This is a genomic window from Caballeronia zhejiangensis (assembly GCF_022879815.1).
GTDB lineage: Bacteria > Pseudomonadota > Gammaproteobacteria > Burkholderiales > Burkholderiaceae > Caballeronia > Caballeronia zhejiangensis.
On record NZ_CP084283.1, the window covers coordinates 1916050 to 1930775 of the forward strand.

At 63.5% G+C, this 14726-nt stretch carries 12 protein-coding genes; 2 read left to right on the forward strand and 10 right to left on the reverse strand.

Annotated features, from left to right (window positions below):
• Window positions 1-36: 36 nt before the first annotated feature.
• From LDZ23_RS09190 to LDZ23_RS09215, 6 genes are all read right to left on the reverse strand, one after another.
• Complete coding sequence (locus tag LDZ23_RS09190; protein WP_034473029.1) at window positions 37-1929, reverse strand: propionate--CoA ligase; 1893 nt, start codon at window positions 1927-1929, stop codon at window positions 37-39.
• Window positions 1930-2024: 95 nt separating this feature from the next.
• On the reverse strand, window positions 2025-2363 hold the full coding sequence (locus tag LDZ23_RS09195; protein WP_244807445.1) for a hypothetical protein: 339 nt from the start codon (window positions 2361-2363) through the stop codon (window positions 2025-2027).
• A 115-nt stretch (window positions 2364-2478) separates the two neighbouring features.
• Window positions 2479-2763: a hypothetical protein gene (locus LDZ23_RS09200; protein ID WP_244807446.1), complete on the reverse strand. Its 285-nt coding sequence runs from the start codon at window positions 2761-2763 to the stop codon at window positions 2479-2481.
• A gap of 131 nt (window positions 2764-2894) precedes the next feature.
• A complete protein-coding gene (locus tag LDZ23_RS09205; protein ID WP_244807447.1) occupies window positions 2895-3653 on the reverse strand; it encodes a 5'-methylthioadenosine/adenosylhomocysteine nucleosidase in 759 nt (252 codons plus the stop codon).
• Window positions 3650-6016, reverse strand: a complete 2367-nt coding sequence (locus LDZ23_RS09210) for a UvrD-helicase domain-containing protein (protein WP_008341949.1) — start codon at window positions 6014-6016, stop codon at window positions 3650-3652. Before LDZ23_RS09210 ends, LDZ23_RS09205 begins: the two co-directional genes overlap by 4 nt.
• A gap of 86 nt (window positions 6017-6102) precedes the next feature.
• The gene (locus tag LDZ23_RS09215) at window positions 6103-7311 is read right to left on the reverse strand and encodes a hypothetical protein (RefSeq protein WP_244807448.1); all 1209 of its coding nucleotides are present in this window, start codon (window positions 7309-7311) and stop codon (window positions 6103-6105) included.
• Between the two features lie 215 nt (window positions 7312-7526).
• On the opposite strand from LDZ23_RS09215, the gene LDZ23_RS09220 reads away from it, so the two are divergent.
• A complete protein-coding gene (locus LDZ23_RS09220) occupies window positions 7527-10394 on the forward strand; it encodes a valine--tRNA ligase (RefSeq protein WP_008341952.1) in 2868 nt (955 codons plus the stop codon).
• 78 nt (window positions 10395-10472) lie between these two features.
• Window positions 10473-11354 carry a UTP--glucose-1-phosphate uridylyltransferase GalU gene (galU, locus tag LDZ23_RS09225; protein ID WP_244807449.1) on the forward strand — a complete coding sequence of 294 codons (882 nt, stop codon included), beginning with the start codon at window positions 10473-10475 and terminating at the stop codon, window positions 11352-11354.
• An 88-nt stretch (window positions 11355-11442) separates the two neighbouring features.
• Here galU and LDZ23_RS09230 read toward each other — a convergent pair whose 3' ends face one another.
• The 4 genes from LDZ23_RS09230 to LDZ23_RS09245 all read right to left on the reverse strand — a co-directional run bounded on the left by LDZ23_RS09230 (window position 11443) and on the right by LDZ23_RS09245 (window position 14620).
• Complete coding sequence (locus LDZ23_RS09230) at window positions 11443-11670, reverse strand: sulfurtransferase TusA family protein (protein ID WP_008341954.1); 228 nt, start codon at window positions 11668-11670, stop codon at window positions 11443-11445.
• Window positions 11671-11734: 64 nt separating this feature from the next.
• Window positions 11735-12751 carry a Gfo/Idh/MocA family protein gene (locus tag LDZ23_RS09235; RefSeq protein ID WP_244807450.1) on the reverse strand — a complete coding sequence of 339 codons (1017 nt, stop codon included), beginning with the start codon at window positions 12749-12751 and terminating at the stop codon, window positions 11735-11737.
• Window positions 12748-13752, reverse strand: coding sequence for an inositol 2-dehydrogenase (iolG, locus tag LDZ23_RS09240; protein ID WP_008341957.1), 1005 nt, complete (start codon window positions 13750-13752; stop codon window positions 12748-12750). The genes LDZ23_RS09235 and iolG overlap by 4 nt, the downstream gene beginning before the upstream one ends.
• Window positions 13742-14620, reverse strand: a complete 879-nt coding sequence (locus LDZ23_RS09245) for a MurR/RpiR family transcriptional regulator (protein ID WP_008341959.1) — start codon at window positions 14618-14620, stop codon at window positions 13742-13744. Before LDZ23_RS09245 ends, iolG begins: the two co-directional genes overlap by 11 nt.
• Between the last annotated feature and the right edge of the window lie 106 nt (window positions 14621-14726).

Consider the following 14726-nt stretch of genomic DNA (forward strand, 5'->3'; position numbering starts at 1 on the left):
GCACGCCGGACCGCGTGCCCGTTGTGTTTTGGGCGCTCAGTTTCCCAACGCCTCCCTCACCTGCATCAACGCGCCCGGATCCTCGATCGTCGGCAGCTCGCCCGGATCGCGCCCTTCCGCCAACGCCGCGATCGCGCGTCGCAGCAGCTTCCCCGAACGCGTCTTCGGCAGCATCGTCACGAAATGCACGCGCGCCGGACGCGCGATCGCGCCGAGCTGCGAATCCACCGCGTGACACAACTCCGCTTCCATGCCCTCGCGCGCGCCCGGCGCATTGATGCGATCCGCATCGCGCAGCACGACGAACGCCGCGGCCGCCTGCCCCTTCACGGAATCGGCGATGCCGACCACCGCGACCTCCGCGACCGCCGGATGCGCCGACAACGCCTCTTCGATCTCGCGCGTGCCGAGCCGATGCCCCGCCACGTTGATGACATCGTCGGTGCGGCCGAGGATCGACACGTAGCCGTCCTCGTCCTGCACACCCCAGTCGAAGGTCGAATAGACCATCTGATTCGGCACGCTCTTCCAGTACGTGTCGACGAAGCGCTGGTCGTCGCGCCACACCGTCTGCATGCAGCCCGGCGGCAGCGGATACGCCAGCGTGACGACGCCCTTCTCGCCGGGCGCGCAGGCATCGCCGGTCGCTTCGTTGCGCAGCGTGAGATTGAAGCCCATCGACGGTACGCCCGGCGAGCCGAGCTTCGACGGCAATTCTTCGATGCCGCGCGGAATCGCGATCATCGGCCAGCCGGTTTCCGTCTGCCAGTAATTGTCGATGACGGGCTTTTTCAACGCGCTCTGGATCCAGTGCGCAGTCGGCTCGTCGAGCGGCTCGCCCGCGAGAAACAGCGTGCGCAGGCTCGACAGATCGTATTTCTCCATCAGCGCCGGATCCTGCTTCTTCAGCACGCGGATCGCGGTCGGCGCGGTGAACATCAGATTGATCTTGTACTGCTGGACGAGCCGCCACCAGATGCCGCCGTCGGGACGAATCGGCGTGCCTTCGTACATCACGGTCGTGAGGCCGGCGATCAGCGGCGCATAAATGATGTAGCTGTGCCCCACGACCCAGCCGATGTCCGATGCGGTGAACATCGTGTCGCCCGGCGCGCCCTGAAAGATGTGCTCCATCGATGCGGCGAGCGCGACCGCGTAACCGCCGACATCGCGTTGCACGCCCTTCGGCCTGCCCGTCGTGCCGGACGTGTAGAGCACGTACGACGGCTCGTTCGATTCGAGCCATTCGCACGGCACGTGCGCGTCGAAAAATTGCTCGCGCAGCGGTTCGTACGCGACGAGATAACTCGCCTGCAAGCGCTCGGGCGCGAGTTGCCGGTCGATCAAGAGCACTTGCGGCACCTTGTATTCGGCGCGCGAGAGCGCTTCGTCGACGAGCGGCGTGTAGTCGATCACCTTGCCCGCGCGCGCGCCGGCATCGGCGGTGACGATGAGCGCAGGCTCGGCATCGTCGATGCGCGCCGCGAGATTCGGCGCCGCGAAGCCGCCGAACACGACCGAGTGGATCGCGCCGATGCGCGCGCACGCGAGCATCGCGAAGAGCGCTTCGGGAATCATCGGCAGATAGATGAGCACGCGATCGCCCTTCTTCACGTGCAGCGAGCGCATGACGGCTGCCATGCGGTTCACTTCCGCGTGCAGCTCGGCGTAGGTGTAGCGGCGCTCGATGCCCGTTTCCGTCGATACGTAGACGAGCGCGTCCTGTTGCGCACGCGACGCGAGATGCCGGTCGACGGCGTTATGGCACAGATTGGTCTTGCCGCCGACGAACCACCGCGCGAACGGCGGCTTGCTGCGGTCGAGCACCCGCTCGAACGGCGTCTGCCAGTGAATGCGACGGGCCTGTTCGGCCCAGAACGCTTCGGGCTCGTCGATCGACCGTCGATACGCTTCTCGGTAAGTCGGCATGCGCGTCCTCTGCAAAGCGGCGTTGGCTGAGCCCTGAGCATAGAGCAGCCGTCCAACCCGCGCCAGACCGGGCGCGCCCTGATCGGTCCGGCGCGTCAGAGCGCCCGGGTGCGCGCTGCGGCGCGGCCCTCGGACGCGGTGTGCTTGAGCAGCACCGGCGCAAGCTCGCCCGCGACGCGCATGCTCGACACGACGACCGTTCGTACGCCGCATCCGTCCGTCAATGCGCGCAGCGTTTCTCGCGTGCTCGCGCGCGCCTCGATGCGCGGTTCGATCAGGATCAGGCCGCGGCAGTACGCGGCCAGCATCGCGCGATGCGTGCGCATCCACGCGGCGCGCAGACGGGCGTCGTCGGCGGTTTCGTTTGCGTCGTGCTCGGCCACGAGAACGAAAGGCGTCGCGAGGGCACGAGACGGCGCATCTGCGCGCCCCATGCGAACGCATAGCCCGGTTTCACGGCGCGCGGACGCAGGCGCACGAGCGGGAATCGGCTCGCGTCGAAAAGACGCTCGTCGAGTTCGATGGATTTCGGTGCAAGGTCGGCGGCGTTCACAGCGGTTTCGGACTCCAGTAGTTGAGCGCGGCGACGAGCGACGGCCAGCGGGAACGCCGCGGCACCACGCGTTTCTTGGGCTGCGTGGCGCGTGGCGCGCGGCGAGCCGATTCCTGCGCCGCCTGCGCCGCCTGCGCCGTCGCCTCCGTCCACGCGCGGCGCGTGGTTTCGAGCACTCTCGCGGCGTTCGCCCAAACAGCGCAACGCTCGCCCCGCTCGCCGCTTTCGGACGCCGGGCGCGCTTCGCCCATCGTGCCGATGGCGGTGAAATCGTTGGTCATGTCGTCGGGCCTCCTGTGTCTGCCTCACGGTGTGCGAGTCATTGTATTGAGAATCATTCTCAACTACAAGCAGGATTTTCGACGATGCGCGGCCCGTGGAAAGCCGCGTCCGCGTGGGATTCGGCGCTCGATCAGCCGGCAGCGCGGAGAAAGCGCGACAAAATGCCCGACGAGTAAGTCGCGGCGATCGACGTCAGAAATTCGGTGAACGATAGCGGCGCGGCGGCGTCCGCCGCATCGGAAATGGTCCGCACGACCGCGCACGGCACGCCGTGCTCGTAGCAGACCTGCGCGATGGCCGCGCCTTCCATTTCGACCGCGAGCGCGTCGGGCAGCGCGTCGCGCAAGCCGAAGAGCGCGTCGTGGCTCGCGATGAAGCGATCGCCGCTCACGATCAGCCCGCGATGCACGCGCGGCCCGGCGACGGCGAAGCGCTCCGTCAGCGTACCGCCCTCGTCGGCGATGAACGCATCGGCGGCGGCGGCGAGCGCATCGGAAAGCGCGCGATCGGCCTCGAAGCGCGCGCGGTCGAGCAGCGGCACTTCGTAGCGCGGAAAGAGCGGCGATGCGTCGAGATCATGCTGCAGCAAAGCATCGGCGATGACGACATCGCCCACTTGCACGTCCGCCCGCACGCCGCCCGCGACGCCTGTGAAAACGATGGCATCGGTTTCGAACACATGGATGAGCGCGCTCGCGGTCGCGGCCGCCGCCACCTTGCCGATGCGCGCGAGCGTGACGACGGCCGGCAGCCCATGCGCGTCGCCGACGTAATACTCGCGCTGGCCGAGCGTCACGGTGCGAACTTCGCCTGCCGAGCGCATCTGCGCGATGAGGTCGCCCAGTTCCTGCGGCAGCGCCGCCATGATGCCGAGCCGCTTCGTCTTCATTCGACGGCCTGCAGTTTCGCCACGGCCAGCGCGAGCCACTTTTCGCCGTGGCGCTTGAAGCGCACTTGCGCGCGCGCGTCGCCGCCCGAGCCTTCCAGCGCGGTCACGGTGCCTTCGCCGAACTTCGTATGGAACACGGCCTGGCCGACCTTGAAGCCGGATTCCGCCGCGCGCTGCTCGTTGGCGAACGACGGCAATGCCGCGCTGGCGCCCTGATCCCGCGCATAGCCGGAAGAACCGCCGCGCTCCTGTCCGGGACGCGCAAACCAGTCGCGGCCCCAGCCGGCGTTGTCGGCGCGTCCGCCCCAGCGCGCGCCCGCCTCCATCTTCGGCGTGAGCCACTTGAGCGAGCCTTCGGGCAATTCGTCGAAGAAACGCGAACGGATGTTGTAGCGCGTCTGGCCGTGCAGCATGCGGCTCTGCGCGAACGACAGATAAAGCCGCTCTTTCGCGCGCGTGATCGCCACGTACATGAGACGCCGCTCTTCCTCCAGCCCGTCCGATTCCTGCGCGCTGTTCTCGTGCGGGAACAAGCCCTCTTCCAGCCCGGTGATGAACACCGCCGTGAATTCGAGGCCCTTGGCCGCGTGCACGGTCATCAGTTGCACGGCGTCCTGGCCGGCCTGCGCCTGGTTGTCGCCGGCTTCGAGCGATGCGTGCGACAGGAAGCCGGCGAGCGGCGTCATCGTGTCGGGATTCTGCGCGGGATCGGCGATGCCGGGCGCATCGAGCACTTCGATCTCGCCGTCCTCGCTGACGATCTCCGGCAGCGCCGACGCGCCCGGACGCAGCGGAATCGAGCGCGCGGGCGTATCGAGCCCGTAGCCTTCCTCGCTGACGAACGCCGCCGCCGCATTCACGAGTTCCTGCAAATTCTCGAGCCGATCCTGGCCCTCTCGCTCGGTTTCGTAGAACGCGGCGAGACCGCTCGCGCGCACGACGTATTCGACGGTTTCCGGCAGGCTCATCTGCTGCGTTTCGGCGCGCATTTTCGCGATGAGCGTCGCGAATGCGCCGAGGCTCGTGCCCGCCTTGCCGGTGACGTACGGCACGGCGGCGGCCATCGAACAGTTGTAGAGACGCGCCGCGTCGGCCACTTGCTCGATGGAGCGCGCTCCGATCCCGCGCGTCGGGAAATTGACGACGCGCGCGAACGCGGTGTCGTCGTTCGGATTGTCGATGAGACGCAAATACGCGAGCGCATGCTTCACTTCCTGCCGCTCGAAGAAGCGCAGACCGCCATACACGCGATACGGAATGCCCGCGTTCACGAGCGTATGTTCGATGGTCCGCGACTGCGCGTTGCTGCGATAAAGCACCGCGACCTCGCCGCGCGACACGCCCGTATTGATGAGCGCCTTGATTTCCTCGACGATCCAGCCCGCTTCCTGCGAATCCGTTGCGGCCTCGTAGACGCGCACCGGCTCGCCGTGTCCCGCGTCGGTGCGCAGATTCTTGCCGAGCCGGTTGGCGTTGTTGGCGATCAGATAGTTCGCGGTATCGAGAATATGGCCGTGCGAGCGATAGTTCTGCTCCAGCTTGATGAGATTGCGCACGCGGAATTCGCGCTCGAAATCGTGCATGTTGCCGACGTTCGCGCCGCGGAACGCGTAGATCGACTGGTCGTCGTCGCCGACCGCGAAGATCGCGTTGTGCTCGCCCGCGAGCAGCTTGAGCCACGCGTACTGCAGCTTGTTCGTGTCCTGAAACTCGTCGACGAGAATGTTGCGAAAGCGCGCCTGATAATGCGCGCGCAGCGGCGGATTGTGCGCGAGGAGTTCATAACAGCGCAGCAGCAGTTCGGGAAAATCGACGACGCCTTCGCGCTGGCATTGCTGATCGTAGGCTTCGTAAAGCTCGACGAACTTGCGATTGAACGCATCGGTGGCGTCGACGTCTTTCGGACGCAGGCCCTGCTCCTTCGCGTTGTTGATGAAGTACTGCAGATTCTTCGCCGGATACTTCTCGTCGTCGACGTTCAGGCCTTTCATCAGCCGCTTGATCGCGGACAGCTGGTCGGCCGTGTCGAGAATCTGGAATGTCTGCGGCAGGCCGGCGTCGCGGTAATGCGCGCGCAGCATGCGGTTGCACAAGCCGTGAAACGTGCCGATCCACATGCCGCGCGTATCGATGGGCAGCAGCGCGGACAGGCGCGCCATCATCTCGCGCGCGGCCTTGTTCGTGAAGGTGACGGCGAGCACGGTCGGCGGCGACGCGTAGCCCTGCTGGATCAGCCACGCGATGCGCGTGATGAGCACGCGCGTCTTGCCGCTGCCGGCGCCCGCGAGAATGAGCGCGGGCTCGTCCGGGAGCGTCACGGCGGCGAGTTGTTCGGGATTCAGATTCGCGAGCAGGTCGGGCATGGGAAAGAGGCGTCGAGGTAAGCGAGCATTATAAATGTCCGGTTCTTCGACGACTTTCCGCGTCGCCCATCGCAGCCGACACTCGATTACGGCGCAGACGGCCTACTTTCCATGGATTGTTGCATTTTCTGGGCCGCGTCCGCGCCTAGCGTATTTCGCACACGTCCGTTCACAAGCGTGTTCAGAAATTTGTCATCGAAGCCATTCGCCACTTTCCAGGCGTCCCGATCCCGCTCGAACACGAATTCGCCCTTGAGCTGCACGTATGGCATCGCACCGATAACGCTCAACAGATCGTCCTTATAGTCGACCAAAACCGGACATGCGTAGGAATGGTCATCGATCCTGCGGCAATCCGCTGCCGGAAGCACGCCGATGACCCTCGCTTCCATCGTCCTCGGCACATCTTCCCCGTACACCGGTTTGTGATGCGACGGCGACCGTCTGCCCACGCGATCGTCGATTCCCTTGATTCCCGCGATGACCGCCGCGCGAATCGCGTCGCGGCCGAGCGGGGCGCCCAGCGCCTTGTTCAGCCCGGCCTCGTTGTAGCGCGCGGCGACGTATTCGTACGGATAGGTGTGCACTTCGAACTCACCATTCTTTTCCCTGGGCCGGATCACGTAGCCTATGGGGCTCGTCGCCTCCCCCGCTTTGATGACCGCTGTGCAACCGCGCGATCTGTCGCCATCGTCGTAGCCCACTTCCTGGAAATCCGAAAATCGTGGCGTCAAATCGCGGTCATCGTTCAGCGACAGGCCCGGACGCTTCGTGGCGAGATCGCTCTTCGATTGGACGCCGATCCGGAACAGCGCGTCCTTCGTGCTGCTTGCCGCGCAGGATGGCGTGCTTGCCGACCAGAGGGTGTAGGCCCCGACCGCCGCGAAGATCACGCAAAACGCCGATGCATATCCGATCATGCGACGTTTCACCTTCTTGCGCGTGCGCGCGGCGAACGCCGCGAATGGCGCCCGGAAACGCGGGTCGATCTGCCCGACGACCGACTCGTACTGCAACAAGTCCTCGGGCGCCTTGTCCGTCTCCAGCGTTTCCACGAAACGGACCGCCGCCGCTTCCGCCGCTTGCTCATCCAGGAAACCTTCTTGAATGAGCCAGTCGAGCATCGCGCGCGCGGAATCGAAGCGCAGGTCGATCTCGGACATCTGGTCCATCGACTCTAGCACCCGCAGGGCCGTTTTATCGTCGATATAGCCGCAACTATTCAACACTGCCAAAGTCTGCAAGCGGACCATGCCCGCGACGCTAACCTTCTGACACTCCTGATCTGTGGTCATCTCGCCCCTTTCTCTTGCGCCACTCGTGCCGGATGCACGCGTGCGAATCCGCCAGCGTAGAACCATGGCTTTTTGCGATACAGGGACAGAGCGCGCTTTTGACAATTACTTCCAGATATCGCTCTTACGGGGCACTCGGGCACCGTACGAGTAGGCCACGTGGGCACCGCTATAATTGACGGATTCCCTGCTTTCAGATCTAGACGAACGACGACATGAGCGACAACACACTGGCAAAAAGCTTCGAGCCTCAAAACATCGAGTCCCAATGGGGCCCGGAATGGGAAAAGCGCGGATACGCCGCTCCCACGTTCAAGGAAGGCGCGAAGAATTTCTCCATCCAGTTGCCGCCGCCGAACGTCACCGGCACGCTGCACATGGGGCACGCGTTCAACCAGACCATCATGGATGGCCTGACGCGCTATCACCGCATGCTGGGCGAAAACACGCTGTGGGTGCCGGGCACGGACCACGCGGGCATCGCGACGCAGATCGTCGTCGAACGCCAGCTCGATGCGCAAGGCATCTCGCGCCATGACCTCGGCCGCGAAGAGTTTCTGAAGCGCGTCTGGGCGTGGAAGCAGCAATCCGGCTCGACCATCACGAATCAGGTTCGGCGTCTGGGCGCATCGATCGACTGGTCGCGCGAATACTTCACGATGGACGACAAGATGTCGGCCGCCGTGCGCGACGTGTTCGTCACGCTCTATAAACAAGGGCTGATCTATCGCGGCAAGCGGCTCGTGAACTGGGACCCGGTGCTCGGCACCGCCGTGTCCGATCTCGAAGTCGTGAGCGAAGAAGAAAACGGCAGCCTGTGGCACATCAACTATCCGCTGCCGGACGGTTCCGGTCATCTGACGGTCGCGACCACGCGCCCGGAAACCATGCTGGGCGACACCGCCGTGATGGTGCATCCGGAAGACGAGCGTTATCAGCATCTGATCGGCAAGACGGTGACGTTGCCGCTATGCGATCGCGAAATCCCGATCATCGCGGATGAATACGTCGATCGCGAATTCGGCACCGGCGTCGTCAAAGTCACGCCCGCGCACGACTTCAACGACTACGCCGTCGGCCAGCGCCACAAGCTGCCGCAGATCGAAATTCTCACGCTCGACGCGAAGATCAACGACAACGCGCCTGAAAAATATCGCGGCATGGATCGCTTCGACGCGCGCAAAGCCGTCGTGAAAGATCTCGAAGCGCTCGGCCTGCTCGAATCCGTCAAGCCGCACAAGCTGATGGTGCCGCGCGGCGACCGCACCAACGTGGTCATCGAACCGATGCTGACGGACCAGTGGTTCGTCGCGATGAGCAAGCCGGCGCCCGAAGGCACCTTCAATCCGGGCAAGTCGATCACGGAAACGTCGCTCGATGTCGTGCGCAACGGCCAGATCAAGTTCGTGCCGGAGAACTGGACGACCACCTACTATCAGTGGCTCGAAAACATCCAGGACTGGTGCATTTCGCGCCAGTTGTGGTGGGGCCATCAGATTCCCGCGTGGTACGGCGAGAACGGCGAGATTTTCGTCGCGAAGACCGAAGAAGAAGCCCGCGCCGAAGCCGACGCGCAAGGCTACAAAGGCGCACTCAAGCGCGATGAAGACGTGCTCGACACCTGGTTCTCGTCCGCGCTCGTGCCGTTTTCGTCGCTCGGCTGGCCGAACGAGACGAAGGAACTGAAGGCGTTCCTGCCGTCGTCGGTGCTCGTGACAGGCTTCGACATCATCTTCTTCTGGGTCGCCAGAATGGTGATGATGACCACGCATTTCACCGGCAAGGTGCCGTTCGACACCGTCTATGTGCACGGACTCGTGCGCGACGCCGAAGGCCAGAAGATGTCGAAGAGCAAGGGCAACACGCTCGACCCGATCGATATCGTCGATGGCATCGACCTCGAATCGCTCGTCGCCAAGCGCACGACCGGCCTCATGAATCCGAAGGCCGCCGCGCAGATCGAGAAGAAGACGCGCAAGGAATTCCCCGAAGGCATTCCGTCGTTCGGCACCGACGCGCTGCGCTTCACGATGGCCTCGATGGCCACGCTCGGCCGCAACGTGAACTTCGATCTCGCGCGCTGCGAGGGTTATCGCAACTTCTGCAACAAGCTCTGGAACGCCACGCGTTTCGTGCTGATGAACTGCGAGGGCCACGATTGCGGTTTTGCGAATCCGGGCGCGTGCAAACCAGGCGATTGCGGCCCTGGCGGCTACACGGATTACTCGCAGGCGGATCGCTGGATCGTGTCGCTGCTTCAGCGCGTGGAAGCCGAAGTGGAAAAGGGTTTCGCGGACTATCGTTTCGACAACGTCGCGAGCGCGATCTACAAATTCGTGTGGGACGAGTACTGCGACTGGTATCTCGAACTCGCGAAGGTGCAGATCCAGACCGGCACGCCCGAGCAGCAGAGGGCGACGCGTCGCACGCTCTTGCGTGTGCTCGAAACGGTGCTGCGCCTCGCGCATCCGATCATTCCTTTCATCACGGAAGCGTTGTGGCAGAAGGTTGCCCCTCTCACCGACGCCTTCCCGCAAGGCGCGAAGGAAGGCGAAGTCTCGATCATGACGCAGCCTTATCCGCGCGCCGAGCAGAAAAAGATCGATGAATCGTCAGAACAGTGGGCTGCCGAACTGAAGAGTGTCATCGATGCATGTCGTAATCTACGTGGCGAAATGAATCTGTCGCCCGCGGTGAAGGTGCCGTTGCTCGCGCACGGCGACGCGGCGCGCCTCACCGCGTTCGCACCGTATATCGCTGCCCTCGCGCGTCTTTCCGAAGTGAAGATCATCGACGACGAAGCCGCCCTCGACAAGGAAGCTCATGGCGCGCCCGTCGCGATCGTCGGCACGAGCAAGCTCGTGTTGAAAGTCGAAATCGATATCGCCGCGGAACGCGAGCGCCTGACCAAGGAAGTGGACCGTCTGACGGCCGAGATCGCAAAATGTAACGCGAAACTCGGAAACGAAAGCTTTGTTTCAAAAGCGCCGGCCGCTGTCGTTGAACAGGAGCGTAAAAGGCTGGCAGAATACGGAACCACTATCGAGAAGCTTCAGGCCCAATTATTGCGTCTGCCTGCTTGAATTTGAGGGTTCGAATCATTTATCGATCCGCTCCGTCTGTCTCGACGTTTCATTGATTAAGAGGATCAGGGTCATCACATGCTAAAAGTTACCAAAGCGGTTTTCCCCGTCGCAGGTCTGGGCACGCGGTTCCTTCCCGCGACCAAGGCCAGCCCGAAGGAAATGCTGCCTGTCGTCGACAAGCCGCTGATTCAGTACGCGGTCGAAGAAGCAATGGCGGCCGGCATTACCGAAATGATCTTCGTGACGGGACGCAGCAAGCGCGCCATCGAAGATCACTTCGACAAGTCCTATGAGATCGAAGCGGAACTCGAAGCGCGCGGCAAGGACAAGCTGCTCGAACTCGTGCGCAGCATCAAGCCGAGCCATGTCGACTGCTTCTACGTGCGTCAGGCCGAAGCGCTCGGTCTCGGCCACGCTGTGCTCTGCGCGGAGAAGCTCGTCGGCGACAATCCGTTCGCCGTGATCCTCGCGGACGACTTGCTGTACGGCAAGCCGCCCGTCATGTCGCAGATGATCGAAGTCTTCGATCACTATCACAGCTCGGTGATCGGCGTCGAAGAAATCCCGCCGGAGGATTCGAAGTCCTACGGCATCATCGACGGCAAGGAATGGGAAGACAACATCTTCAAGCTGTCGGGAATCGTCGAAAAGCCGGAACCCGCCGCGGCGCCGTCGAACCTGGGCGTAGTCGGCCGGTACGTGCTGAAGCCGCGCATCTTCGATCACATTCGCGCGCTGAAGCCGGGCGCGGGCGGAGAACTGCAACTGACGGACGCGATTCAATCGCTGCTGTCGGATGAGCAAGTGCTCGCGTACAAGTATCAGGGCACGCGCTTCGATTGCGGCAGCAAGCTCGGCTATCTGAAGGCGACGGTCGAGTTCGCGCTGCGTCATCCGGAAGTGAAGCAGGAATTCGAGGAATATCTGCGCAATCGCGCGCCGATTCTCGAAGACTGACTTTCTGGCCGGATCGGATGAAAAAAATGCCCGTCACCTGCGTGACGGGCATTTTGCTTTTGGGCGTTTGCTTGTGCGTTCGTTGGCTTCAACGCCGGCGCATCAGGAAGATGAACGTCTTGTCCTGTGCGGTCGATTCGACGATCTCGTTGCCGGTCTGCTTCGCGAAGGCCGCGAAATCGCGTTGCGATCCCGGGTCGGTCGCGAGCACTTTCAAAATCTGACCGCTCGTCATGTCGGCGAGCGCCTTCTTTGCCCGCAAAATCGGCAACGGGCAGTTGAGCCCGCGCGCGTCGACTTCCTTGTGAACTTCCATCGCGATTGAACGTTTGTTTGCCGGTGAGGGGAGCGCTCGTGAAGGTTCGATTTTAACGCAGAGGTCAAAACTCCACCGCCCGCCCACTCTCATAAGCCTGCCGCATCGCAATACCAATGCGCGTCGCCTCTCTTGCATCGTCGAGCGTCAGCCCCGTCGGCTGCCCTTGCCGAAGCAACCCGACGAACGCCTGCGCCTCGCGCAAAAACGCATCCTCGAAGCGCTCGAAGAACGTCGGCGTGCAGGCATTGCGCACGCCCTGCGCATCCGCGATTTCCACGCGATTCGCCCGCGGATTGCGTCCCACCGACAGCGCGCCCGCCGTGCCGATCACTTCCGTCTGCGTGTCGTGCCCATGCGCCATCGTCCGCGACGCATACAGCACCGCGAGCCGTCCGTCATCGAACTCGATCGTGCCCACGCCATTGTCGATGTCATTGCACTCGCGCAAGCCTTCGTGAATCGCGATGGTTCCGCTCGCATACACGCGTTTCGCGCGCGGATTGCCGAGCAGCCAGCGCGCAAGATCGATGTCGTGCACGCTGCAATCGAGAAACAGCCCGCCCGATGTCGGCGCGAATCGCACGAAGAAGCCATCGGGATCGTTCTTGTCGCAGGTCTGCGAGCGCACCATGAACGGCCGGCCGATCGCGCCGCTCGCGACGCGATCGAACGCATCGCGATAGCTCGCATCGAAGCGCCGCACGAAGCCGATCATCACATGCAGATGCGGATGCCGCGCGTGCTCTTCGATCACCGCGTCGCATTCGGCGAGATCGAGCGACAGCGGCTTCTCGCAGAACACATGCTTGCCCGCGCGCAACGCGGCGATGATCTGCCGCGCATGCAGCGACGTCGGCGTGACGAGCCACACGGCATCGACGGAGGCATCGGCGAGCAGTTCATCGTAATCCGCATAAAGCGACAACTCGGGAAGACTCGACGAAGCCCACTCGCGCTCGTCCACAACCGGACTGCACGCCGCGACGAGTTTCGCGCCCGGCACGCGCCACGCGAGATTCTCCGCATGCCGGCGCCCGAGCCGCCCCAGTCCGGCGATGCCGAAGCGCACCGCGCTCATGCGACATTCTCCCCGAGCTTGACGATGCGCTTCTCGCGCCACGACAAGGTCGCCGCTTCGGCGAGTTCGAGCGCCTTGAGGCCATCGGCGACGGTGGTTCGCACCGGTTTGCCGTTGCTGACCGCATCGAAGAAATGCGCGATTTCCGCCGCATACGCCGCGCGATAACGTTCGAGAAAGAACGCCTCGGGCTTGTCGCTCGACACCGACGCCGACGTGTACGCGGTGACTTCCGTCGGCCGCACATTGCCCGCCTGCAGCATGCCCGCGCTGCCGAGCAGCTCGAAGCGCTGATCGTAGCCATACGCCGCGCGCCGCGCCGTATTGATCTGGCACAGACGCCCGCGCTTCGTGCGAATCGTGACCGCGGTCGAATCGATATCGCCCGCTTCGGCGATGGCCGCATCGCTCAAGCAACTGCCCGTCGCGTGCAGCGTGTCGGCTTCGTCGTCGAGAATCCAGCGGAAGATGTCGAAGTCGTGAATCAGCATGTCCTTGAAGATGCCGCCCGAATGCAAGATGTACTCGACCGGCGGCGCGCCCGGATCGCGGCTCGTCACGATCAGCATTTCCGGATCGCCGATCTCGCCCGCGTCGATACGCGCCTTCAACGCCGAGAACGTCGGATCGAAGCGACGCTGAAAGCCGATCATGCAGACGACGCCCGCCTTCTCGACAGCATCGGCGCACGCGCGCGCACGCTCGGTCGTGAGATCGACGGGCTTCTCGCAGAACACATGCTTCTTCTGCGCCGCCGACGCCAGAATCAGATCCGCGTGCGTATCCGTGCTCGAACACACGACGGTCGCGCCGACGGAGGCATCGCCCATCGCGCCATCGACATCGGCGACGGTCGCGCCATGCGCTTTCGCGAGCGCGGCGGCCGCGTCGCGATTCACATCGACGACGTATTTCAGACGCACGCCCGGTTGCCGCGCGAGATTGGCCGCGTGAATCTTGCCGATGCGCCCCGCCCCAAACACCGCCACATCAATCGTCATAGCCACCTGTCTCCTTGGATTCCTCAACGTTCAACTCGAGCCGGTACGCGAGCGCGATGAACAACGCCTGGCACAGGCAAATGGTGCTCGTGAGCGAGCGAAACGCGAACGCGCTGCCCTCCTTCACGAACAGACTCGCGCTCGCGTGACGCGCGAGCGGCGAAAGCTGGCTATCGGTGATGACGAGCGTCGCCGCGCCGTGATGCTGCGCGGCGCGCACGCAATATTGCGTCTCCTTGCCGTAGGGCGCGAAGCTGATCGCGATCACCACGTCTCCCTTCTTCACGCTGCGCACCTGTTCGCGAAACATGCCGCCGAAGCCCGAGATCAAATGCACGCGCTTCTTCGTGTGCTGCAATGCATAGACGATGTAGCTCGCGACCGCGAACGACCGGCGCACGCCGATCACGTAGATGTTCTCCGCCTGCGAAAGCATCTCGACGGCGGCTTCGAACTGCGCGTCGTCGAGACCGGCTTCGAGCTCGTCGAGACCCGTGCGGCTCGCCGCGATGAACTCGCGCGCGACCGACACACCGGACGCATCGCCCGCCTTCTCGTCGATGAGCTTACGTATGCGCTGCTGATACGTCTGCTGCGAACCGCCCGCGCCCGTGTACGCCTGCCGGAACACGGCCTGCAAGTCGGAGAAACCGGAGAAACCGAAGCGCTGCGCAAACCGCACGACCGCCGACGCATGCACGCCGCACGCGTTGGCGATATCGCTCGTGCGATCCATCATCACGCTTGGCCGATGCTGCTCGATATACGTCGCGACGCTCTTCAACTGGCGCGGCAGCGAGTCGTAGGCGTCGGTGATCCGCTGCATCAGTTCGTCGACGCTTTGCACGTCGGTGCTGGTCTCATCCATCACAGGCTCTTTCGATGTTCGTCGTGAACCGATTATAGGAACACGGCAAGCAAATTGGAATGTATTTTCCATTTGCCGCACCAATGAAATTTCTATTGCAGGCCAC